Source organism: Lentzea rhizosphaerae (assembly GCF_042649515.1).
Taxonomy (GTDB): Bacteria; Actinomycetota; Actinomycetes; order Mycobacteriales; family Pseudonocardiaceae; genus Lentzea; species Lentzea aerocolonigenes.
Window position 1 is genome coordinate 47,614 of sequence record NZ_JBHRZI010000031.1, and the last position, 22,847, is coordinate 70,460.

General features: G+C 68.4%; 21 protein-coding genes. 7 read left to right on the forward strand and 14 right to left on the reverse strand.

Annotated elements, in window-relative coordinates; translation table 11 throughout:
- The first annotated feature begins 48 nt into the window (after positions 1 to 48).
- Complete coding sequence (locus ACFOWZ_RS35850; protein WP_382378385.1) at positions 49 to 480, forward strand: GNAT family N-acetyltransferase; 432 nt, start codon at positions 49 to 51, stop codon at positions 478 to 480.
- Here the strand turns inward: ACFOWZ_RS35850 and ACFOWZ_RS35855 are convergent.
- Positions 464 to 1,792: a hypothetical protein gene (locus ACFOWZ_RS35855; RefSeq protein ID WP_382378386.1), complete on the reverse strand. Its 1,329-nt coding sequence runs from the start codon at positions 1,790 to 1,792 to the stop codon at positions 464 to 466. The two genes, ACFOWZ_RS35850 and ACFOWZ_RS35855, sit on opposite strands and share 17 nt — an antisense overlap.
- A 118-nt stretch (positions 1,793 to 1,910) precedes the next feature.
- Here ACFOWZ_RS35855 and ACFOWZ_RS35860 point away from each other — a divergent pair, with 118 nt between their 5' ends.
- Entirely contained in the window at positions 1,911 to 4,817 is a 2,907-nt protein-coding gene (locus tag ACFOWZ_RS35860) for a substrate-binding domain-containing protein (protein WP_382378387.1), read from the forward strand.
- On the opposite strand, the gene ACFOWZ_RS35865 is transcribed toward ACFOWZ_RS35860, so the two are convergent.
- Complete coding sequence (locus ACFOWZ_RS35865; protein ID WP_382378388.1) at positions 4,805 to 5,194, reverse strand: response regulator; 390 nt, start codon at positions 5,192 to 5,194, stop codon at positions 4,805 to 4,807. The two genes, ACFOWZ_RS35860 and ACFOWZ_RS35865, sit on opposite strands and share 13 nt — an antisense overlap.
- A gap of 194 nt (positions 5,195 to 5,388) precedes the next feature.
- On the opposite strand from ACFOWZ_RS35865, the gene ACFOWZ_RS35870 reads away from it, so the two are divergent.
- The 3 genes from ACFOWZ_RS35870 (at position 5,389) to ACFOWZ_RS35880 (ending at position 8,106) form a co-directional block, all read left to right on the forward strand.
- Positions 5,389 to 6,015, forward strand: a complete 627-nt coding sequence (locus ACFOWZ_RS35870; RefSeq protein WP_382378389.1) for a DUF4360 domain-containing protein — start codon at positions 5,389 to 5,391, stop codon at positions 6,013 to 6,015.
- A 74-nt stretch (positions 6,016 to 6,089) separates the two neighbouring features.
- A complete protein-coding gene (locus tag ACFOWZ_RS35875) occupies positions 6,090 to 6,719 on the forward strand; it encodes a DUF4360 domain-containing protein (RefSeq protein ID WP_382378390.1) in 630 nt (209 codons plus the stop codon).
- A gap of 130 nt (positions 6,720 to 6,849) precedes the next feature.
- Positions 6,850 to 8,106, forward strand: coding sequence for a sensor histidine kinase (locus ACFOWZ_RS35880; protein WP_382378391.1), 1,257 nt, complete (start codon positions 6,850 to 6,852; stop codon positions 8,104 to 8,106).
- Here the strand turns inward: ACFOWZ_RS35880 and ACFOWZ_RS35885 are convergent.
- Positions 8,096 to 9,196 (reverse strand): hypothetical protein, encoded by a 1,101-nt coding sequence (locus tag ACFOWZ_RS35885; protein ID WP_382378392.1) that lies wholly within the window; start codon positions 9,194 to 9,196, stop codon positions 8,096 to 8,098. The two genes, ACFOWZ_RS35880 and ACFOWZ_RS35885, sit on opposite strands and share 11 nt — an antisense overlap.
- A 38-nt stretch (positions 9,197 to 9,234) precedes the next feature.
- Between ACFOWZ_RS35885 and ACFOWZ_RS35890 the strand changes: the two genes are divergently transcribed.
- Positions 9,235 to 9,873: a TetR/AcrR family transcriptional regulator gene (locus tag ACFOWZ_RS35890; RefSeq protein ID WP_382378393.1), complete on the forward strand. Its 639-nt coding sequence runs from the start codon at positions 9,235 to 9,237 to the stop codon at positions 9,871 to 9,873.
- On the opposite strand, the gene ACFOWZ_RS35895 is transcribed toward ACFOWZ_RS35890, so the two are convergent.
- Both ACFOWZ_RS35895 and ACFOWZ_RS35900 read right to left on the reverse strand, forming a co-directional pair.
- The gene (locus ACFOWZ_RS35895; protein WP_382378394.1) at positions 9,842 to 11,449 is read right to left on the reverse strand and encodes a serine/threonine-protein kinase; all 1,608 of its coding nucleotides are present in this window, start codon (positions 11,447 to 11,449) and stop codon (positions 9,842 to 9,844) included. The two genes, ACFOWZ_RS35890 and ACFOWZ_RS35895, sit on opposite strands and share 32 nt — an antisense overlap.
- Positions 11,446 to 12,159, reverse strand: a complete 714-nt coding sequence (locus tag ACFOWZ_RS35900; protein ID WP_382378395.1) for a hypothetical protein — start codon at positions 12,157 to 12,159, stop codon at positions 11,446 to 11,448. Before ACFOWZ_RS35900 ends, ACFOWZ_RS35895 begins: the two co-directional genes overlap by 4 nt.
- A 127-nt stretch (positions 12,160 to 12,286) precedes the next feature.
- Here ACFOWZ_RS35900 and ACFOWZ_RS35905 point away from each other — a divergent pair, with 127 nt between their 5' ends.
- Positions 12,287 to 13,135, forward strand: coding sequence for a hypothetical protein (locus ACFOWZ_RS35905; RefSeq protein WP_382378396.1), 849 nt, complete (start codon positions 12,287 to 12,289; stop codon positions 13,133 to 13,135).
- A gap of 202 nt (positions 13,136 to 13,337) precedes the next feature.
- Here the strand turns inward: ACFOWZ_RS35905 and ACFOWZ_RS35910 are convergent, their stop codons facing one another.
- The 9 genes from ACFOWZ_RS35910 to uvrC all read right to left on the reverse strand — a co-directional run bounded on the left by ACFOWZ_RS35910 (position 13,338) and on the right by uvrC (position 22,828).
- The gene (locus ACFOWZ_RS35910; RefSeq protein ID WP_030470277.1) at positions 13,338 to 13,682 is read right to left on the reverse strand and encodes an RNA polymerase-binding protein RbpA; all 345 of its coding nucleotides are present in this window, start codon (positions 13,680 to 13,682) and stop codon (positions 13,338 to 13,340) included.
- A 66-nt stretch (positions 13,683 to 13,748) separates the two neighbouring features.
- Positions 13,749 to 13,994, reverse strand: coding sequence for a preprotein translocase subunit SecG (gene secG, locus ACFOWZ_RS35915; RefSeq protein ID WP_030470276.1), 246 nt, complete (start codon positions 13,992 to 13,994; stop codon positions 13,749 to 13,751).
- Positions 13,995 to 14,089: 95 nt separating this feature from the next.
- A complete protein-coding gene (gene tpiA, locus ACFOWZ_RS35920) occupies positions 14,090 to 14,878 on the reverse strand; it encodes a triose-phosphate isomerase (protein ID WP_382378397.1) in 789 nt (262 codons plus the stop codon).
- Position 14,879: 1 nt separating this feature from the next.
- The gene (locus tag ACFOWZ_RS35925) at positions 14,880 to 16,073 is read right to left on the reverse strand and encodes a phosphoglycerate kinase (RefSeq protein WP_382378398.1); all 1,194 of its coding nucleotides are present in this window, start codon (positions 16,071 to 16,073) and stop codon (positions 14,880 to 14,882) included.
- Between the two features lie 20 nt (positions 16,074 to 16,093).
- Positions 16,094 to 17,098: a type I glyceraldehyde-3-phosphate dehydrogenase gene (gap, locus tag ACFOWZ_RS35930; protein WP_030470273.1), complete on the reverse strand. Its 1,005-nt coding sequence runs from the start codon at positions 17,096 to 17,098 to the stop codon at positions 16,094 to 16,096.
- A gap of 191 nt (positions 17,099 to 17,289) precedes the next feature.
- Complete coding sequence (whiA, locus tag ACFOWZ_RS35935) at positions 17,290 to 18,276, reverse strand: DNA-binding protein WhiA (protein ID WP_030470272.1); 987 nt, start codon at positions 18,274 to 18,276, stop codon at positions 17,290 to 17,292.
- Positions 18,267 to 19,235, reverse strand: coding sequence for a gluconeogenesis factor YvcK family protein (locus ACFOWZ_RS35940; protein ID WP_382378534.1), 969 nt, complete (start codon positions 19,233 to 19,235; stop codon positions 18,267 to 18,269). The genes whiA and ACFOWZ_RS35940 overlap by 10 nt, the downstream gene beginning before the upstream one ends.
- Positions 19,236 to 19,240: 5 nt before the next feature.
- On the reverse strand, positions 19,241 to 20,098 hold the full coding sequence (gene rapZ / locus ACFOWZ_RS35945) for an RNase adapter RapZ (protein ID WP_051784155.1): 858 nt from the start codon (positions 20,096 to 20,098) through the stop codon (positions 19,241 to 19,243).
- 828 nt (positions 20,099 to 20,926) lie between these two features.
- Positions 20,927 to 22,828, reverse strand: a complete 1,902-nt coding sequence (uvrC, locus tag ACFOWZ_RS35950; RefSeq protein ID WP_382378399.1) for an excinuclease ABC subunit UvrC — start codon at positions 22,826 to 22,828, stop codon at positions 20,927 to 20,929.
- Positions 22,829 to 22,847: the final 19 nt, after the last annotated feature.

Here is a 22,847-nt window from a genome sequence, read left to right on the forward strand (position 1 = left end):
TGTGTCCAGCCGATTCGCCCGTACCGCCCACTGTGATGCGATGGCTCCATGCACATCCGAGACGTGACGGCCGACGACGCCGCGGCGATCAGCGAGATCAACCGCGAGGCGCTGGGATACGACTTCCCCGTGCAGGACACGCGGGCCCAGCTCGAACGAATCGTCAAGGCCCCCAACATCGTGCTGCTCGTGGCCGTCGACGGCGAGGACGTCCTCGGCTACATCCAGCTCAGCGACTACGAGAACACCTACCACCGGCCGTTGAAGAACCTGATCACCCTGGCCACCTCGCCGCGCCACCAGCGCCGCGGCGTGGGCCGGCGTCTGCTCGCAGCCGGGGAGGAGTGGGCGCGCGCGGACGGTGCGTGCGGGGTGCGGCTGGTGACCGGGCAGAACCGGGTGGACGCGCGGAAGTTCTACGCGGCCAACGGGTACGAGGTGCGCAAGGAGCAGACCAACCTGATCAAGTGGTGGAGCTGAGCAGGGCCTCCATCACGTGCACCGGCAACGAAGGGTTCGCGGCCGCCGCACTGGCCGTGAACTCACTCCACAGCAACGCGACGATCGTCTCCACCGGCAGGTTCGGATGACTCGCCGCGGCGTACCGGGCCTGCGCATCCCCCAAGCACAGCAACAACGTCTCCCCTGACGTGCGCGGATGCCGGGCGATCGCGCGGTACGTCTCTTCCGACGAGGCCCGCGAAGCCATGTGGTGCAACAACTCCGGCGGACACAACGGGTTCAGCGCTGCCCGCGCGTACAACGGCGGCCCGTGCCGTTCGACGAGCTGCGTCAACTGATCGACTGTCACCAGCGGATTCGTCACAATCGCCTGAGCCACACCGGGATCCAGGACAAGGTCTTGGAACAGGTCCAAGGGCAGGTCCTCACGGCACGCCACCAGCATTCGCGCGGGAGCGGTGGCGCCCGCCAACGTCCGCAGTTCCTCCTCCGACGCGGAGGCGACCCGCGGCAGCAGGCCGATGCGCGCCGCCCCGGCCATGTGCACCACGAGGTCTAGCGGCAGGGCGGGATTCCGCAGCAGCGCAGGAGTTCCGGTGAGCTGGCGCAGGACCTCCACCGGCACGGCGGGGTTGGCGGCGAGCTGCGTCAGGATGCCGGGCTCGACCTCCGCGGCCAGCTCTTCGTAGACGTGGGGAGGCAGGTCGGTGCGGGCGGCGAGCCAGTAGCGGGCGTCGTGGTGGTGCACGAGGCCGGCGGCGATCGGGGGCGGTGTCGCGGGATTCGAGGCGAGCTCGCGGGCGAAATCCATCAGGCGCGCAAGCGTTCTCGGAGGTGTGTGCGGGCTGGCGGCCAAGGCCTTGCGCACCTCGGGGCTCGGATGGCGGCTCAGCTCGTCGGCCAGCGGAGCCGGGAGCGCGTGGAAGCGGACGAGCTGGGCCACCACCTGGTCGTCCTCGTCGCAGGCCAGGCGTTCGACCACGTCGGCGGGCAGGTGGTGGGCCTGCTCGGGAAGCCAGAAGCGGGCGTCCGGGTGCGACGAGAGGCGGCGGGCCAGGTCGGGATCGGCGTCCGGGTGAGCGGTGACGACCAGTGCCACCAACGGGTTCGACGTCGGCACGTCCGCCGGTGCGACCCAGCCCTTCTCCAGCAGCGCGCACGTGACCGCGGAGTCGTCCTTTGCCAGCAGGGCGCGCACGTGGTGCGGCTCCAGGTCGGCGCGACGGGCCAGGTCAGTGCTCTGAACCGGGTCCGCCACCACGATCAGACGGTCCACGAGCGGGGGCGGCAGAGCGGGGTTGCTCGCCAGGCCGTCCCGAACACCGTTCACCAATTCCCCCAGGTAACGCGGCAGGCATTCCCCCCGACAACGCGTATCATCCCGAATCGCGTTGAGTAGCGGGGGTTTTGTGGCAAACGGCAGTGCGAAGCGACGTCCCACCATCGGGATGATCACCGCTGGCCCGCTCATCGAGCTCGCGGGCGAGCAGTGGCGCGGTGTGAGTGACGGCGCCCAGCACCTCGGTTGCGACCTCGTGTGCTTCGTGGGCAGCGAACTGGACCACCCGGATCCGCACAAGCGTCGGGCGAACACGGTGTACGACCTGATTTCGCCGAACCGGGTCGATGCGCTCGTGGTGTGGACTACGCGCGTAGGGCAGCTCATCGGGGCCGAAGGCATGCAGCAGTACGTGAAGCGCTACGCACCGATGCCGATCGTAAGTGTGGAGACGTCCCTCGCCCAGTGGCCAACCATCCTGATGGACAACCGCGATGGCATGGAACAGGCCGTTGATCACCTGATCGAGGTGCACGGCAAGCGCAGGATCGCGTTCGTGCGCGGTCCGCTGACGCATGCTGGAGCCCAGGAACGGTTCCAGGGCTACCTGGACTCGTTGCGCAAGCACGGGATCGCGCCGGATCCTTCGATCGTCACGCTGCCCGGTTCGTTCATCTGGGAACCGAACGGTGCGGCCGACGCGGTGCGCAAGATGATCGCGAAGGTCGACGAGCCTCCGGACGCCATCGCCGCCGCCAACGACGACTACGCGATCGGTGTCGTGTCAGCGCTGGAGGAGATGGGCCTCCGCACGCCAGAAGACGTTGCCGTCGTCGGATACGACAACCACACGAACGTTCGCACGCACGACCTCGGTTACATCACCACCACTGGCGGCAGTCCCCCGTCCAGGGTGCGCCGCGAGGTGAACATCGACGCGGCCACACCTGCGTTCACCACGGTGAGGGCGCCGTTCCACGAGATGGGCTTCCGGGCCGCGGAACTGGCGCTGGCCCTGGTGCGCGGCGAGCCCACGCGCCGGCGCCAGATCATGCCGACCGAGTTGATCGTCCGGCGGTCGTGCGGCTGCCTGCCGTCGGGGCTCGGCGACCACGCCCCCGCGCACGGCCGGCTGAACATCAACGAGTCCGCGACCGCGTCCACGGTGGCCGACCACCTGCGCGACTCGCTCGGACCGCTGTCGGCGAAGCTGCCGGAGGGGTGGGCCGAGCAGCTCATCGTCGAACTGATGGCCGCGGGCCGCGGCGAGGTCGAGGGCGCGGAGTTCCTCAAGCTGCTGGCCGAGTACATCCGCGCGAGCGCGCGCGCCGGGTGCGAACCGGAGCGTTGGTGGCCACCGCTGTTCGACCTGCATCGGTTCGTGACGGCGCGGATCAGCGACGCGACGCTCATCAACGACCTGTGGCTGCGCGTGCAGCTTCTTGTGGGCGATGCGTTCGCCACGGACGCACGCTTCCGATACCTCTCACACGAGCGTCACGATCAAACGGTGCGTGAAGCAGGTCAACGGCTCATCGCATCACGGGACGTGGAGGAGCTGACCGACGCTCTGGCCGATCAGCTCCCTCGCCTCGGAATCCCTGGGTGCCACGTCATGGCGTACGACACGCCAGGCACGGCGCGCGCGCTCGTCCGTTACGAGAACACCGAGCTGAAGGACTCGCCGGACACCCCGTTCCCCGTCATCAACCTGACGCCGTACCCCTTCAGGAGGGACGAGCCGTTCAGTGCGTTGATCGCCCCGCTCTACACCGACGAGGACCACCTCGGGTACGTGATCTTCGAGGAGGGTGGTCCGGAGCCCGGCTGGATCTACGAGGCCGTGCAGCAGCAGCTCAGCAGTGCGCTGCGCAGCATCAGGTTGATGCAGGAACTGAAGGACGCGCGCGCTCGGCTCGAAGAACGTGTCGGCGAGACCGAAGCTCAGCTGAGGCACGCACAGAAGATGGAGGCCATCGGCAGGTTGACCGGTGGCATCGCGCACGACTTCAACAACATCCTCACGGTCGTGAACGGCAACAGCGAGATGCTGCTGCGACGCACTCTTCCCGACGATCCGCGCCGCTCGGCGATCGAGGACATCCAGCACGCGGGCGAACGGGCCGCAAACCTCACCCGGCAGCTGCTCGCGTTCACCCGCCAGCAGGTTCTGCACCCGGAGTCGCTCGACCTCAGGGAGAGCCTGACGAAGGTCCACTCGATGCTGCGCACGCTCGTCGGCGACCACATCGAACTGGAGATGGACCTGCCGGAGCACGTCGCACGGGTGTGGGCGGACGCGGGCCAGGTCGAGCAGATCCTGTTCAACCTCGCGGTCAACTCCCGCGACGCGATGCCCGACGGCGGCACCCTGACGGTCTCGATCGCCGACGCCGAGCTCGGCCACGGCGACACCGGCCGGATCGTCGGTGTGCGGCCGGGCGACTACGTCGTGATGCGCGTGCACGACACGGGCACCGGTATGGCCGCCGACGTGCAGGCGCAGGTCTTCGAGCCGTACTTCACCACCAAGCCCGTCGGCAAGGGCACGGGTCTGGGGCTGTCGACGGTGTTCGGCATCGTGCAGCAGTCCGGCGGGCAGATCGAACTGATCAGCGCACCTGGCGCGGGCACGACCGTTGAGGTCTATCTGCCCGTGCCGCACGAACGCGAAGGCACGACCGAAGCACCGTGTGCGCGCCGTACGACCTCGCATCAGGGTGCGGGGACCGTGCTGCTCGTGGAGGACGACGCGCAGGTGCGGATCATGGCTCGGCGCTCGCTGGAGACCGCCGGCTACGCGGTGATCGAGGCGGGCGACGGGCAGGAGGCGTTGCAGCTCGCCACCGCGCACCGCAGCACGATCGACCTGGTGCTCACCGACGTCGTGATGCCGAAGATGGGCGGTCCCGAGCTCGTCCGGCTGCTCCGGTCGACCGGAGCGGCACCCGCGGTGATCTACATGTCCGGGTACACGACCGACGAGGTCCTGGAGGGCGAAGTGCTGATCACCAAGCCGTACGCGGAGCCCGAGCTGCTCGAACGCGTGCGCGAGGTCCTGCGTCAGGACGCCTGAGCCCGCTTCGCCACGGCGAGACGAACCGCCTCGTCCAGGCTCTCGATCCGGAACGGCTTCTGCAGGTACCCGGCGATCTCGTGTCCTGCGAACCGGCGCTCCAGCGACGTGCGGTCGTACCCGCTGGTCAGGACCACCGGCACGGCGAGGCCCTCGCGCGTCACCTGTGCCAGCACCTCCTCGCCGGACAGGCCGGGCATGCTGTGGTCGAGCAGCATCGCGCTGATCTCCGTGCTGCGTTCGCGCAGGATCGCGATCGCCTCGACGCCGTCGACGGCCTGCAGCACGGTGAACCCGAGCTCCTCGAGCAGGCTGACGGTGTACCTCCGCACGGGGTCCTCGTCCTCGACCACGAGCACCAGACCAGCTTGCGACATGCGCGTCAGTATGCCGGAAACTATTCGTTCGCTCAGCACCAGGCGGCGGACGACCTTTGGCAATTCTTCACGAACTGCTCCATCAGTGTGACCTGGGCCATTTGGATCACACCATTGGTCGAGGGTCTGCGCTAACCTTCGCGGCACCGCTGCCGCTCCATGCTGAGAAAGAGGCACCAGGAAAGGCCAACTTCATGCGTAAAGCGACGGCAGCAGCCGCTCTGGCCGTGCTGTTCACATTGTCGTCCACACCCGCGCACGCCGAAACGGTTCCAGCGGAGCGGGTGACGATCGACGTGCTGACGGTGAACGGTTCCGGGTGCAAGCAAGGCACCGCGGAAGTGATCGTCTCTCCGGACAACACCTCGTTCTGGGTGATCTACAGCGACTACCTCGCCCAGGCGGGCAAGGGCGCCGGTGCCACGGACTTCCGCAAGAACTGCCAGATCAACCTGCAGGTCAACACGCCACAGGGCTTCACGTACGGCGTAGCGGAAGCGACCTACGCCGGCTACGGACACCTCGAGCGCGGCGCGACGGGGTACCAGTGGGTGAATTACTACTTCCAGGGTCAGTCGGCCACCAACACGTGGAAGCACTCCTTCACCGGACCCTTCGACGACAACTGGTCGATTACTCACCGCACCGATTTCGCCGACATCGTCTACGCACCGTGCGGAGAGAAGAAGAATCTCAACGTCAACAGCTCGCTGCGCGTTGACAAAGGTTCTTCCGACGCCGATGCAAACAGTTTCATGACGATGGACTACACGCGCGGAGAAGTGCGCACCCTGTACCACTTCTCGTGGAAGCGCTGCTGATTTTCCGCAAAGGCCGCCGCCGCCCCTCTTCACCGCCGCCACCCACCCTGCGAGATGCGTCGGAAAGGTGCCCCATGCTCAACGTGGTTGCCGCTGCCCTGCTGGCCTCTTCCATCATCATCCCGCCCGGCGCGCCGAACGACACGCCGCCGCCCGACCACATCACGATCGACATCGTCACGATCAACGGCTCCGGCTGCCCCGCGGGCACAGCGGCCGTCGCGGTGTCCGAGGACAACAAGGCGTTCACCGTCACCTACAGCGACTACCTGGCCCAGGTCGGCGTCGGTGCGAAGCCCACCGACCTGCGCAAGAACTGCCAGCTCAACCTCCGGGTGAACGTGCCGCAGGGCTTCACCTACGGCGTCGCCCAAGCCGACTACAGAGGTTTCGCACACCTCGAACGCGGCGCCTACGCCATCGAGAAGGCGAACTACTACTTCCAGGGCATGTCGCAGACCGAGCAGATCTCCCACCGCTACAACGGCCCGATCAGCGACGACTGGCAGGCCACCGACACGACCGAGGTGGCCGCGATCGTGTTCGCCCCGTGCGGCGAGAAGCGGAACTTCAACATCAACACCGAGCTGCGGGTGTACGGCGGCTCGTCCAACACGGCCACGACGACGAGCTTCATGACGATGGACTCGACCGACGGCAACCTGGAGACGACCTACCACTTCGCGTGGAAGACGTGCCCCTAGCAGTGCTGTGACTACCGCACGCGCCTTCGGGGCGTGTGCGGTAGCACATATGTGAGCGCAGCGCCGTACAGATTCGCGTGTGAAGCCGTCTATCCACGTGACGGGGCAGGTCGGGGTAAAGGGGCAGCCAATGCCAACCGCCGCATACGCGCAGTACGGTGAGGATCGGAAGGCTCACAGGGGAGGTCGGATCCTGACCACGACGCTGCTCCCGGCCAGACGGTCGGCACGAACGGCGGCTGGCTCCCGCCGGTCGCGCGTCAACTACCGCGAGGTCCTCGTCGACCTCGCGTTGATCTTCTTCGCCGTGCTCGACGTGTGGCTGCTCGGCCTGTGGATGGAGGCCGACCCGAGTTCGGACCTGCCTCCGATCGAGAGCTACCAGGTCTGGCTCAACTGGGTCGCGGTCGGCGCGCTGGTGCTGCGCCGCCGGTTCCCGTTCATCACGCTCGTGCTGACCATCCCCGGCTTCTTCGTCGGCTGGTCGCAGCTCGCCGCGATGATCGCCCTGTACTCGGTGGCCCGCCGCTACGTCGGCGGCTGGCAGACGGGCCTCGCGGCCGCACTGGTGTGGCTGTGCCGGTTCGTGGCCTGGCCACCGCAGGAGCTCATCGACCGGCCGGCGTCGGGCCACTTCCACTCGGCGATCTACGGCTTCCTCGTCGCCGGTCTGCCCATCGCGATCGGCCTGCTGGCCCACGCACGGCAGGAGCTGTCCAACCGGATCGTGGAGCTCGCCGAGTCACGCGAGAGAGAACGCGTCCTCCACGCGCACGCGATCCGTGCGGACGAACGGGCAAAGCTCGCGCGCGAGATGCACGACGTCGTGTCGCACCAAGTCAGCCTCATCGCCATGCAGGCGGGAGCGCTGCGCATGGCCGTTGCCGACGCGGAGCACAAGCAGGTCGCGGGCACCATCCGCACGTTGTCGACGCGCACTCTCGACGAGCTCCGTCAGCTCGTGTCGGTCCTACGCACCACGGAGGACAACCAGCCGGGCGTCGACGAGCTGCCGGAACTCGCCGCCGACGCGGGCTTCGAGGTCACCGTCCAGCTCAAGGGGCCGGTCGAGGACCTCGCCGCACCGGTGTCCGGCGCCGTCTACCGGACGGTGCAGGAGGCCCTGACCAACATCCGCAAGCACGCCGTCGGAGCGAGCGCGACCGTGCTCATCGACGCCCAGTACGACGACAACGTGCTGGTCGAGGTGCGCAACACCGCGGCAGGACCGTCGGCGGAGTCACCGCTGCCCAGCGGCGGCCACGGCCTGGTCGGCCTGCGGGAACGCGCCACGTTGCTCGGCGGCGAGTTCTCCGCGGGCCCGACCGAGGACGGTGGCTTCCTGGTGACGGCGTCGTTCCCGAAGGAGCGCGTCGTCAGCGATTGAAGCGCCGGAACGCGTGGAACGACTGCTTGGGCTCCAGCCGGTAGGGCGAGTCCTCGTCGTCGAACCGCTCACGGATCGTGCGGTACAAGCTGTACGAGGCCATGTCGTAGTCGCGATCGCGGCACGTCGGGTTGTGCGGCGAGTCCGGTGAGATGACCGAGTACAGGTGTGCACCCATCATCTGTTCCGTGTCGAACACACGGAGCATGCGCGCGATGTGGTCGGCCTGCTCCCGTTCGTTCCGCACGACGCCGGGCTTGATCACCGGCGGGTCGGCCTCGTAGTCGACGACGTCCCAACCCAGGCCACCGGCTCGGGCCGCGCCGGTGAACGTGCAGCAGCCGAACTCCAGCACCATGATCGGCTTGCCCCAGCGCCGGTAGCTGCCGAGGTCAGGCGTGTACTCGGCATCGGTGTCGAAGTACGTGTAGTAGTCGAGGCCGACGACGTCGAACAACGACCAGTCGTTCCACAACGCGTCGGCGCCCGCGGCCGCGCCGTAGGTGATCCGGCCGCGGAACTCGCGCCGCGTCGCCTCGACGGCCTTCGCCATGAACTCGCGGAACCGGCGGACGATCGCGGGCCACTCCGACTGCGGGATGGAGGGCATGTTCTCGAGCCGCTCGAGGAATGTCGCTCCGGGGACGATGCCGGGCGTGAACAGGAAGTGCTCGCAGCCGGTGACGAACGTGATGTTGTCCCCTCGCCGCCTCCGTTCGGCGTCGCGGGCGGCCTGAGCCATGTGCTCGATGATCTCGTCCTGCGGATGGTCGTAGAGGCGTGGCTGGACGAACACCTCCATGCCGTGGCGCAACGCCGCGTCGGTGGTCTCGGCGAGGCGGCCGAGGTCGGTGCCGAACGCGGTGATGGACGGGCAGCGCAGGTCGGCGGCGATCATCCCGATCTCGCGTTCCAGCTGCCGACGGCTCCACCGGACACGGCTCAGCGGATCCCCGACGGCGTGCAGGACACCGGTGTCGTAGCAGACGCCGCCGCGCAGTTTCGGCGTCGCTGAAGCACTGCTTTCCCCGAGACTCGCGAGTGCGGCAGCACCTGCGACAGCTTTCAAGAACACCTTCCGGCTGATCATCGTTCCCCCTGACTAGTTGCTCAACTAGGCTACTGGTCATGCAACCAGAAATTCGGTCGGGCGACCAGAAGCGCAGCTTCATCGAGGACGCCCGGCGGGGGCAGATCGTGGCGGCCACGATCGCGACGATCGCCGAGATCGGGTACGCGAAGGCGTCGTTCGTGCAGATCGCGCGGCGTGCGGGCATCAGCCCCGGCCTCATCACGTACCACTTCGCCAAGCGCGAAGAGCTGATGAAACAGGTCATGCTGACCGTGCACGACTCGATGGACCAGGCGTTGACCGCGCTCACAGAGAACGCCAACGGCTACGTCTCAGCGCTGAGGTCCCTCATCGAGGGCTTCGTGCACTACTGCGCCGAGCACCCCGCCGAACTCGTCGCCATCGGCCAGATCGCCGCCGCCGCACGGGACGCCGAGGCCGCGCGGACGTGGGCGGAGGAGCAGAACGCCCTCGCCCTCGCCGAGCTGGAGGACATGTTCCGCGAGGGCCAGGAGTCCGGTGAGCTGCGGGAGTTCGCGCCGCGCGTGATGGCGGTGTCGGTGATGGCCGCGATGGAGGCGGCGCCGGCCGAGCTGATGGCCCGGCCGGACACCGACGTCTCCCGGTACGCGAAGGAGCTCGCGGACCTGTTCGAGCTGGCGGTCAGGGACGCTTCGAGGCCAGGGACGCGCTGAGGGCCGCCGCCGCGCCGAGCACACCGCACGTCAACGCGATCGACATCGTCGGCTCGTGCTTCAGCACCACGGACACGAGCAGCCACACGGCCACGCCCAGCCCGAGCCCGAGCGGCACGGACGCGATCACCGCGGCCATCCCGGTCTGCCGCCGCCGCAACGCCCGCAGGTTGGATTCCAGGTACGCCAGCGTGAAGAGGAGCAGTAGCGCCGAGCCCGTGCCCATGAGGCTCAGCCACGGTGTCTGGCTGGACTCCAGCAGGAACGGCGGCTGGTCGTCGACCTTCGCCGTCACGACCCCGCCGATGATCCACCGCGCCGCACCCGGCAGCACGAACCCGTCCGGTCCGCGCTGCGGCACGTCCGCGAGCGGAATCCCGGCGAGCGTCACGACGAGGTGACTGCCCTCGGCCTTCACGGGGTCGGCCAGGTCCTGCGTGACGGTGACGTCCGGTGGGTTCCCGGTGGCCACGAACGGCACGATCGCCAGTGCCACCAACGAGATCGCCGCCACCAGCCACAGCAACCACGGCGACGACGGCGGTTTGATCACGTCGGAGGCCGGTACCAGCGTGCTGCTGCCGCTGAGCCGCGCGGCGGGCACCGGGTCCACGAGCGTGGCGCGGATCGGCTGCTGCGTGAGCGAGACCGTGGTGCGGTCGACCGGCCGCAGCGACGGGCGCGTGGACGACGCCGACACCTGGGGTGCGAGGTGCACGGGCATTCCCAGGCGCATCAGCCAGTCGGACCCGAACAGGTGACCCGCCGCCCCGGCCAGGTCGATCGCGAACGTCTCGGCGTTGCGGTAGCGCGCGTTCGGGTCCCGCGCGATGCTGCGCATCACCACGCCCGCAAGGGGTTCCGGCACGTTCGGCAACGGCCGCGGGTCCTGGTAGACCCGCTTCTGGATCATCGCCAGCGGTCCGCCACCGCGTTCGAACGGCAGGTCGCCGCACAACAGCTCGTACAGCATCGTGCCGGTCGCGTAGACGTCCGCCGCGGGCGACAACGGGTTGCCCATCGCCTGTTCCGGCGCGATGTACGCGGGCGTGCCGAGCACCGCGCCGGCGTGCGTCACGAGCGTCGCACCCTCCGACACGACCTGGGAGATGCCGAAGTCCGCCACCTTCACCACGCCGTTCGAGGTGAAGAGCAGGTTCTTGGGCTTCACGTCGAGGTGCAGCACGCCCGCTTCGTGCGCCGCGTGCAGGCCCGACAACGCGGCCAGCACGATCCCGCACGACTGCTGCGCGGTCAGCCCGTCGCCGGAGAACCGCGACCAGACCGTGCCGCCGTCGAGGCGTTCCATCACCAGCAGGTGCTCGCCCTGCTGCCGGACGTAGTCGTACACCGGCACGATGTGCGGGTGGTCGAGCCGCGCCAGCAACCGCGCCTCGTGCTCGAAGCGCTCGCTCATCCGCGGGTCCTCGGCCACCGCGTGCGGCAACCGTTTGATCGCAACAGGCCTGCCGAGCTGACGGTGCACGCCGCCGTAGACGACGCCCATCCCGCCTTCGCCGATCTGCTCACCGACCGCATAGCCCGGCAGAGCGGCGACCACACTGGACACAGTCACCGTTGAATCCTCACGGTATCCACTTCGGACGGTTGCTGCCCACCCGGATGCGGTGTCACATAGCCAAGAATGAACGCGGCGGCCGCGGCCCCGACGATGAACGGGATCTCGGCCGTGGGCGACGGCGCCACCAGGCGCAGCACCGACAACGAGATCACCGCGATCAGCCCGGTCCCGAACCCGGCGGGCAGGAACCGCATCGCCCGCTGCCACCGGTTCGCGGGCAGCCGACGCCGAGCCAGAGCGATGAGCGCCCCCGCCCACGACAGCCCCGTCAGCACGAGCACGCCCAAGCCGAACGCCCCGTACACGGACCACAACGACCCGCGCACGTCCCCGGTCGTCTCGACCTCGGCGATCGTTTGCCGTTGCACGTCTATGACCTCGACCGTGACCGGAAGGAGACCAATGGCCTGCGAACCGAGGTCCGTGGGCTCGAGCGGGAACGACCGCGTCTCGGAGGACTTCGGCGCGACGTCGAACGGAACCGTTGTGTCGTAGGCGAAGAAGGTCAACGCCAGCGCCGTCCCGCTGATCCGCACGGTCTTCACGCGCTGCACGGTGTCCGTGTTGTTGCGGACCGTGACCGAAACCTTGGTGGTGGCCGACGGGTCGAGCACCAGGTTCCCTACTCCAACCGGTCTACCGTCCACATCGGCCTCGAGCAGAACCGACCCGTCCTGCGCGAGGGCCGTTGACGGGAGCAGCATAATTCCGCACCACAGCAGTAAACCTGCACCGGCCAAGCGACGTCTCACTAGCGCACCTTAGGTTCTGATCCGGGGAGAGGGAATGCGGTCTTTAGGCTTACTCGTGGCTTGCACAGCCGGTGTTACGGTGCTGGTCGCCACACCGGCGGCCGCGCAGACGACCACGCCTGCGCCCCCTCCCGTGCTGACGGCGGCGCCGCAGCCTGCCACAGCGGGCGGCAACATCACCATCTCCTGGAGCGGTTTCGTGACGTGTCGCGCCGTCACGATCAGCTTCGCCCTCGACGGCACCCAGATCGCCACCGCAACGTCCTCCGCAAGCGGCTCGGTAGGCGCCACCGTCCCAGCAGCCACCACAGCGGGTAGCCACAAGCTCACCGCAACGTCGTCGAACACGAAGTGCGGCACCGCAGGCACCGCCCTGCGCGTGGTAGTCCCGCCCCCACCCACCACGACGACCACCAAGCCGCCCGTGACGGTCCCGCCGGTGACCAACCCGCCAGTGACGCGTCCCCCGGTCGTCACGACGACGACCACCACCACTCCCCCGACCACCACCACGACGACGACCACGGACACGACCTCGTCGACAACTTCGTCCTCGAGCCAGCCGTCCGACCCCGGCACGGGCGTCCTGATCCTGGACAAGGAGAACATCCAGCCAGGCGAGGACCTGACCGCAACCGGCACGGGCTGCCCCAAGGGTGCCCCCGTGACCCTGAAGTCGCTGGGCCAAGACGTGGGCCAGACCGTCGCCGACGAAAACGGCCAGTTCAAGTCGCCAGTGAAGTTCGCAAGCATCGAACCGGGCCGCCACAAGGTCCGCGCGGAGTGCGGCATCGTCCTGGTGGGCAACGTGGACGTGACCTTGTCGAGCTCGTCGGGCGGCACCACCAGCACGTTGGTGGTCCTGCTGTTCTTCCTGCTGGTAGGAGCAGCAATGCTCCGCCGCCAGTTCTCGGGCTTGCGCGGCTAGCCGCACGCGGGGCCCTCTCGTACTCCAGGAGAGTACGAAAGCTCCCCGCGTACTCCGCCGCTGACGACACGCGGGGCCCTCTCGTGCGCTCCAAGCGAACGAAAGTCCCCGCGTGCACTAAAACCGCCGCCCGCAACCATCCAGAAGTACGCGAAAGGCCCCCGGATCCCGGGGGCCTTTCGCGTAATTCTGCGAGCCTGGCTTACGGCTCTTCGCGCTGACGGCGCAGCTTGGCGAGAGCCTCTTCGAGGATCGCCTCGCCGTCCGCGTCGGAGCGCCGCTCCTTCACGTACGCAAGGTGCGTCTTGTACGGCTCGTTGCGCGGAGGCGCGGGTGGCGTCTGCTCGTCCCGCCCTGCCGGCAGGCCGCAACGCGGGCAGTCCCAGTTTTCCGGCACCTCAGCGTCGACCGCAAAGGACGGCCGGGACTCGTGACCGTTCGCGCACCAGTACGACACCCGACGACGAGGCGCGGACTCGCCGCGCTCCGACTCTCCCATCGGGCCTGCGCCGACGCGGGTACCGCGAATCGCGTTACCACCGGACATCGACCGTTACACCCCCACCAAGTGGTTACCCCAAGCCCCTGAGGGCTTCTGCCGCTGAACGGTTGATCAGCTGCCCGCGCCGGGCAGCTTGATCAGCAGTCCGATGCCCACGATCGCGATGATCCAGACCGCGCCGACGAACAGCGTCAGGCGGTCGAGGTTCTTCTCGACAACGGAGGAACCGGACAGACTCGACTGCATACCGCCGCCGAACAGCGAGGACAGGCCGCCACCTCGGCCGCGGTGCAGCAGCACGAGCAGCACCAGCAGCACGCTGGAGACGATCAACAGGATCTGCAGGAACAGGATCATTTCTTCCTCGCTGTCAGGCAGCCGACGCCACAGAGTACCTGTTCGACTGCCGAACGTGTGCAACCAGTTGGGGTTAGTGGTTTATCCAGATCAACTTAGGGTAGAGGGCCGCCGGCGGCCAGAGCGCACAGCTTGGTGAATTCGTCCGCCTGAAGGCTCGCACCGCCGACGAGTGCACCGTCGATGTCCTTCTGCTGAATGAGCTCACCGATGTTCGACGACTTCACGGAACCGCCGTAAAGCACGCGAACCACGGCCGCGGTCTCCTCGCCGTACTTCTCCGCCACGAACGAGCGGACCAGCGAGCACACCTCCTGCGCGTCGGCCGAGGACGCCGTGCGGCCGGTGCCGATCGCCCAGACCGGCTCGTAGGCGAACACGATCTTGGCGACCTGCTCGGCCGTGAAGCCCTTGAGCCCGTCCTCCAGCTGCTGGCGGACCAGCTCCAGGTGACCGGAGGCCTCGCGGGTCTCGAGCTTCTCGCCGAAGCAGAAGATCGGGGTGACCTCGACCTTCAGCGCCGCCTTGATCTTGGCGTTGACCAGCGCGTCCGTCTCGCCGTGGTACTCGCGGCGTTCGGAGTGGCCCACGACCACGTAGTGGCAGCCCAGCTTCGCGAGCATCGGGCCCGACACCTCACCGGTGTAGGCGCCGGAGTCGTGCTGCGAGATGTCCTGCGCGCCGTACTTGATCAGCAGCTTGTCGCCGTCGACCAGCGTCTGGATGCTGCGGATGTCGACGAACGGCGGGAGAACGGCCACCTCGACCTTGGCGAAGTACTTCTCCGGCAGGGAGAAGGCGATCTTCTGCACGAGGCCGATCGCTTCGAGGTGGTTGAGGTTCATCTTCCAGTTGCCCGCGATGAGCGGGGTACGCGCTGCCATCTCAGGCCTCCAGAACGCTGATGCCGGGGAGTTCCTTGCCCTCGAGGAACTCCAGGGACGCACCACCGCCGGTGGAGATGTGCGAGAAGCCGTCCTCGGGCAGACCCAGGGCACGCACGGCGGCCGCGGAGTCACCACCGCCGACGACGGTGAACGCCTCGGACTTGACCAGGGCCTCCGCGACGGCACGGGTGCCGCCGGCGTAGGTCTCGATCTCGAAGACGCCCATCGGACCGTTCCAGAACACGGTGCGGGCGTCGGCGAGCTTCGACGCGAACAGCTCGCGCGACTGCGGGCCGATGTCGAGGCCCATCTTGTCGGCGGGGATCGAGTCGGTCGCGACGACCTCGTGCTCGACGTTGCCGAACTCGGCCGTGACCAGCACGTCGACCGGCAGCACGAGCTCGACGCCGCGCTTCTCGGCCTCCGCGAGGAAGCCCTTGACCTGGTCGAGCTGGTCTTCCTGCAGCAGCGACGTGCCGACCTCGTGGCCCTGGGCCTTGAGGAACGTGTACGCCATGCCGCCGCCGATCAGCAGCCGGTCGACCTTGGTCAGCAGGTTCGCGATGACGCCGAGCTTGTCGGACACCTTCGCGCCGCCGAGCACCACGACGTACGGGCGCTCCAGGTCGTCGGTGAGCTTGCGCAGCACGCCCAGCTCGGTCTCGACGAGGCCGCCGACGTACGCGGGCAGCTTCTTCGCGACGTCGTAGACGGAGGCCTGCTTGCGGTGCACGACACCGAAACCGTCGGACACGAACGCGTCCGCGAACGCCGCGAGCTCGTCGGCGAGTGCCGCGCGCTCCGCGTCGTCCTTCGAGGTCTCGCGGGCGTCGAAGCGGACGTTCTCCAGCATCACGACGCCACCGTCGGTCAGCGCACCGACCACGGACGTGGCGGACGGGCCGACGAGGTCGTTCGCGAGCGCGACCTCGGCACCGAGCAGCTCACCGAGACGAGCGGCGGCCGGGGCGAGGGAGAACTTGGGGTCCGGCTCGCCCTTGGGGCGGCCGAGGTGAGCGGTGACGATCACGCGGGCACCCGCGTCGGCGAGCGCCTTGATCGTCGGCACCGACGCGCGCACGCGGCCGTCGTCGGTGATCTTGTCTCCGTCGAGGGGGACGTTCAGGTCGGCGCGCACCAGGACGCGCCGACCTGCGACACCCTCGGCGAGCAGGTCGCTGAGAGTCTTCACTGACTGTCCGTTCCCGCTGCTCAGATCTTGGACGCGACGAGCTTGACCAGGTCCGCGAGGCGGTTGGAGTAGCCCCACTCGTTGTCGTACCAGCCGACGACCTTGACCTGGTTGCCGATGACCTTGGTCAGCGGCGCGTCGTAGATGCACGAGTGCGGGTCGGTGACGATGTCGGCCGACACGATCGGGTCCGTCGAGTACTTGAGGATGCCGGCCAGCGGGCCCTCGGCGGCGGCCTTGTACGCGGCGTTGACCTCGTCCACGGTGACCTCGCGCTTGAGCGTGACGGTCAGGTCGGTGGCCGAGCCGGTGGGGATCGGCACGCGCAGCGCGTAGCCGTCGAGCTTGCCCTGCAGCTCCGGCAGCACCAGGCCGATGGCCTTCGCGGCACCCGTGGAGGTCGGGACGATGTTCAGCGCGGCGGCGCGGGCACGGCGGAGGTCGCTGTGCGGCGCGTCCTGCAGGTTCTGGTCCTGCGTGTACGCGTGGATCGTGGTCATGAGGCCCTGCTCGATGCCGAAGCTGTCGTGCAGCACCTTGGCCAGCGGCGCGAGGCAGTTCGTGGTGCAGGACGCGTTCGAGATGATCGTCTGCGAACCGTCGAACTTCTCCTCGTTCGCGCCGATGACGACGGTGAGGTCCTCGTTCTTGGCCGGCGCGGAGATGATGACCTTCTTGGCGCCGCCCTCGTCCACGTGCGCGCGGGCCTTGGTGGCGTCGGTGAAGAAGCCGGTCGACTCGACCACGACATCGACGCCGAGGTCCTTCCAGGGCAGAGCGCCCGGGTTGCGCTCGGCGAGGGCCTTGATGACCTTGCCGTCGACGGAGATGCCCTCGTCGGTGACCTGCACGTCGGCGTCCAGACGACCGAGAATGCTGTCGTACTTCAGCAGGTGGGCCATCGTGGCGACGTCACCGAGGTCGTTGAACGCGACGATCTCGATGTCGTGGCCGGCGGCCCTCACGGCGCGGAAGAAGTTGCGCCCGATCCGGCCGAAACCGTTGACACCTACACGAACCGTCACGACTGACTCCTTGCGTTCAGCTTGGTAGGAACAAGCCCACCCTATCTGCCGAACTGCGCCGCTGGTCACACGGATAGTGCGTATCTCTTGATCGAACCAGAAAAAGGTGCCCTGACTAGGCCGTTCGGCGGTGCGGGGTGCGGAGCGTTCGGGCGCACGCGCTCAGCTGCACCGCAGCCCCCGCAACACCTCTAGACCTCTGCTTCGAGCATCTCCGCGGTGACCGCGGACTCCGTGTCCGGCAGCCCGAGGTCCTTCGCCCGCTTGTCGGCCATCGCCAGCAGCCGCCTTATGCGGCCCGCGACGGCGTCCTTGGTCATCTGCGGGTCCGACAGCTGCCCCAGCTCCTCCAGGGACGCCTGCCGGTGCGCCAGCCGCAGCTGCCCCGCCGCGGCGAGGTGGTCCGGCGCCTCCGGCCCGAGGATCTCCAACGCGCGCGCGACCCTCGCCGCCGCCGCGACGGCCGCCCGCGCGGACCGGCGCAGGTTCGCGTCGTCGAAGTTCGCGAGCCTGTTGGCGGTGGCGCGGACCTCGCGCCGCATCCGGCGCTCCTCCCAGGCCATCACGCTGTCGTGCGCGCCGAGCTTGGTGAGCATGGCGCCGATCGCGTCGCCGTCCCTTATGACCACGCGCTCGGCCCCGCGCACCTCGCGGGACTTCGACGCGATGCCCATCCGGCGTGCCGCGCCGACCAGTGCCAGCGCCGCCTCCGGACCGGGGCAGGTGATCTCCAGCGACGAGCTGCGACCGGGTTCGGTCAGCGAGCCGTGCGCCAGGAAAGCACCGCGCCACGCGGCTTCCGCGTCGCACACGCCACCCGACACGACCGGAGCGGGCAGGCCGCGCACCGGACGTCCGCGCGGGTCGAGCAGACCGGTCTGGCGGGCGAGCCCCTCGCCGTCCTTGACCACGCGCACCACGTAGCGGGTGCCCTTGCGCAGGCCGTTCGACTGGATCGTGAACACCTCGGCGTGGTGGCCGTAGAGGGCCTGGATCTCCTTGAGCAGCCTGCGGGCCGCCGACCCGAGGTCGAGCTCGGCCTCGACGACGACCCGGCCGGACACGATGTGCAGTCCACCGGCGAACCTGAGCAGGGAGGACACCTCCGCGCGGCGGCAACAGGTCTTGGATACCGCGAGCCTGCTCAGCTCGTCCTTGACCGCCGACGTCATCGCCACGGGCCAGTCCCTCCCACTCCGGTCTGTCCGACCACTTGCCTCAGGCAACCGGCAAGCGCCTCCGGATCATGCCGTTCAGCGGCGTCCGGTGCGGCGATCTTCGCCAGATGCGTTCGCGCCCCCAGCGCCGAGGCGGCTCGCGTCAGCCGGTCCGGGGTGGGGACCGAGTCGACGTCGGCGATCACCGCGTCCACCTTCAGCTCGGGTGCGTGTTCGCAGACTACGTCCAAATGGCGCTCCGGAGAGAAACCGGCGGTTTCCCCCGGTTGGGGGACAAGATTGAGCACGAGCACCTTCTTGGCACGCGTGCGCACGAGCGCGTCGTGCAGCTCGGGCACCAGCAGATGCGGCAACACGCTGGTGAACCACGATCCGGGCCCGAGTAGCACGAGATCGGCGTCAAGTACAGCTTGTACCGCTTCCGGACAGCCGACAGGTCGCCCGTTCGGGGCAGTCAACCGGATGCGTTGCACGAGCCCCGGCGTGGTCGCGATGGCGACCTGCCCCCGGATGCGCCGCACGACCTTCTCGTCCTCGTCCAGCCCCACGACGTCGGCCTCGATGTCGAGCGGCTCGTTGGACATGGGCAGCACCCGCCCCTGCACACCGAGCAGCCTGCACGCCGTCTCGAGGACCTTGACGGGATCCCCGAGCTGCTCGAGTAGCCCGGCGATCACGAGGTTGCCGACCGCGTGGCCCGCGAGCGCCCCCGTGCCACCGAACCGGTGCTTGAACAGCGACGTCCAGAGCCGGCTCGACTCGTCGTCCCCCGCCAGCGCCGCCATGGCCTTGCGCAGGTCACCGGGCGGCAACAGGTCGGACAGCTCCCTCCGGAGACGCCCCGACGACCCGCCGTCGTCCGCGACGGTCACCACGGCCGTCACGTCGCCGGTGACCTTCTTGAGCGCGCTCAGCGTCGCGTGCAGCCCGTGCCCACCACCAAGAGCAACAGCTTTCAACGTCGTCACTCGCGTCCCAGATCCCTGTGCACGACCTTGACCGCCATGCCGTCCTCGCTGGCGAGCCGAGCCGCCAGCTCCTCGCTGAGGGCCACACTCCGGTGCTTGCCCCCGGTGCACCCGATCGCGAGCGTCAGGTACCGCTTGCCCTCCCGGCGATAACCGGCGCCGATGAGCCTGAGGAGCTCGTGGTACCGATCGAGGAACTCGTCGGCCCCCTCCTGGCTCAGCACGTAGTTGCGCACCTCGCCGTCGAGCCCCGTCTGCTCCCGCAGCTCCGGGATCCAGAAGGGGTTGGGCAGGAACCGCACGTCCATGACGAGGTCGGCGTCCATCGGCAGCCCGTACTTGTACCCGAAGCTCAGCACGGTGACCCGCGTCCGCGTGGCGGCCTCGGTGCCGAAGGTGTCCTCGATCTTGGCCCGCAGCTGGTGCACCGACAGCGCTGACGTGTCGAGCACCAGGTCGGCTTCCTGCTTGAGCGGCGTGAGCAGAATCCGCTCGGCCTCGATGCCGTCCTGCAACCGCCCGTCCCCCTGCATGGGGTGACCGCGCCGCACGGCCTCGAACCGGCGGATGAGCACCGCGTCCGTGGCCTCGAGGAAGAGCACGCGAGGCTTGTACCCGCGAGCGTCGAGGTCCTTGATGATGGCGGCCAGGTCCTCGGTGAACGCACGACTGCGCACGTCCATGACGACAGCGACCCTGGTGATAGCCCCACGCGCCTGAGCGCCGAGCTCGACCATGGTGGCGATGAGTTCCGGGGGCAGGTTGTCCACGACGAACCAGCCGAGGTCCTCCAGGCACTTGGCCGCGGTGCTGCGGCCCGCACCGGACAGCCCGGTCACCACGGCGACTTCGATGCCGGACTTCTCCGCGTTCACGACTACGACTCCGTTACCTGTTGAGTGGCGCTGTTGATGGCGCTGTTGTTTGGCTGATGCTGTTGGTTGGGCGAGCTCGTTTGGGGCCCGGTGTTGGGCCTTGGCCCCAGGGTTGGGGCCTGGGCCGGTGTTGGCCGAGCTTGGTGTTGCGGTCTGGCTTGGTGTTGCGGTCTGGCTTGGTGTTGCGGTCTGGCTTGGTGTTGCGGGCTAGCTTGGTGTTGCGGGCTAGCTTGGTGTTGCGGGCTAGCTTGGTGTTGCGGGCTAGCTTGGTGTTGCGGGCTAGCTTGGTGTTGCTGTCAGGTTCAGGTGTTGCGGCCGAGCCCAGGTGTTCACCGAGCCCGGCATTGCTGCCAAACCTGGGTGTTGCGGCCGAGCCCGGTGTTGGCGGCCACGCCACGCCCCGGCGCGCCCCACCTGAGTCTCCACTGGAACGGCTCTCGCGCGCGGCAGGTTCGACAGTTGAGACGCTACGTGCCTGGGCGATCCTCGCCACTCGGACGAGTGAACCTGGTCCCGATCCACGCCTGGGGCCGTCTGTTAGACGTCCGGAAATCATGGTCATCTTCGCCGCGACAGAAGGAAGGAGCGGGCCGGCGGAGTAATCATCGGGACGTGCTCCGGGGCACGATCAGGGGCGCCGCCGCCTCACTGCTGTGGCTGGACGACTCGGGTGCGGGAACCGGTTCGCGCCCGGCGGCGGAAGGCACCGCTGCGGCGATCGGCGCCCCAGCCGCCGTCACGCCTTGCCCCGGAACGACATCAGGGCCGGCACGCTCGCGGCCCACGAGCCGGACGGCGCGGGCGACGTCACGCCTTGTCTCCGGAGGACGCCAGGGTTGCCACCACCGCCTCTGCCGTGCGGCGGCCCACTCCTGGCACGACGCTGATCTCGTCCACTGTGGCCTGTCGGAGTTTGCGGACCGAGCCGAAGTGCTTGAGCAGGGCGGCTTTGCGGGTTTCGCCGAGGCCTGGGACGTCGTCGAGTTCGGAAGCGATCATGCGCTTCGAGCGTTTTTGGCGGTGGTAGGCGATGGCGAAGCGGTGGGCCTCGTCGCGCACTCGTTGAAGGAGGTACAGGGCGTCGCTGGTGCGCGGGAGGATCAGCGGGTCTTGCTCGCCTGGGACCCAGACCTCTTCCAGGCGCTTGGCGAGGCCTACCACTGCCACGTCGGTGATGCCCAGTTCGGCGAGGACGTCGGCTGCGGCTGCGGCTTGGGGGGCGGCGCCGTCGACCACCAGGAGGTTGGGTGGGTAGGCGAACTTGCGGGGTTTGCCGGTGTCCGGGTCTATGCCCGGGTTGGGGCCGCCGGATGCGGTTTCGCGGAGCATGGCTTGGAAGCGGCGGCGGACCACTTCGGCGATGGAGGCCACGTCGCCTTCGGTGGCTGCTTCGCGGAGGGCGAAGCGGCGGTACTCGGACTTGCGGGCCAGGCCGTCTTCGAAGACGACCAGGGAGGCCACCACGTCGGTGCCCTGGACGTGGCTGATGTCGATGCACTCGATGCGCAGCGGAGCCGTGTCCAGCATCAGGGCGTCCTGCAGTTCGCCCAACGCCGCCGAGCGGGCTGTCAGGTCGCCGGCGCGGCGGAGTTTGTGCTGGGCGAACGCTTCCGCGGCGTTGCGGGCCACGGTTTCCATCAGCGCTCGCTTGTCGCCGCGCTGTGGGACGCGCAGCACCACGCGGGAGCCGCGTTGTTCGGAGAGCAGGTCTTCCAGAGCCACAGCGTCGTCCGGCAGCACGGGGACGAGGACCTCGCGCGGGGTGCTCTCGGTGTTGTCGCCGTAGAACTGCATGATGAACTGGTCGACCAACGCCGCGTCGTCGACGGCCTCGACCTTGTCCAGCACCCAGCCCCGCTGGCCGCGCACCCGGCCGCCGCGCACGTGGAAGACCTGGACCGAGACCTCGAGCTCGTCCTGCGCGAACGCCATCACGTCCGCGTCCGTGCCGTCGCCCAGCACGACGGCCTGCTTCTCCATCGCACGGCGCAACGCGCCCAGGTCGTCTCGCAGGCGGGCCGCGCGCTCGAACTCGAGAGCGTCCGAAGCGGCCGACATCTCGCGTTCCAGGCGGCGGATCATGTGGTCCGTCTTGCCCGCCAGGAAGTCGCAGAAGTCCTCGACGATCTCGCGGTGTTCGGAAGCGGAAACCTTGCCCACACAAGGAGCAGAGCACTTGTCGATGTAGCCGAGCAGGCACGGGCGCCCGATCTGCCCGTGGCGCTTGAAAACGCCGGCGGAACAGGTGCGCGCCGGGAACACGCGCAGCAACAGGTCGAGCGTCTCGCGGATGGCCCACGCGTGCGCGAACGGGCCGAAGTAGCGCACGCCCTTCTTGCGCGGGCCGCGGTACACGTGCAGCCGCGGATAGTCCTCGTGCAGCGTCACCGCCAGCACCGGATACGACTTGTCGTCGCGGTAGCGGACGTTGAAGCGCGGGTCGAACTCCTTGATCCAGTTGTACTCGAGCTGCAGCGCCTCGACCTCGGTGGTGACCACCGTCCACTCGACGGAGGCCGCCGTCGTCACCATCTGGCGCGTGCGCGGGTGCAGCCCGGCCAGGTCCGCGAAGTACGAGTTCAGCCTGCTGCGCAAGCTCTTCGCCTTGCCGACGTACACGACCCGGCCACCGGCGTCGCGGAACTTGTAGACGCCGGGAGCCTCAGGAATCGTGCCCACCGCGGGGCGGTACGTCGAGGGATCTGCCACGCCGTCAAGACTATCGACG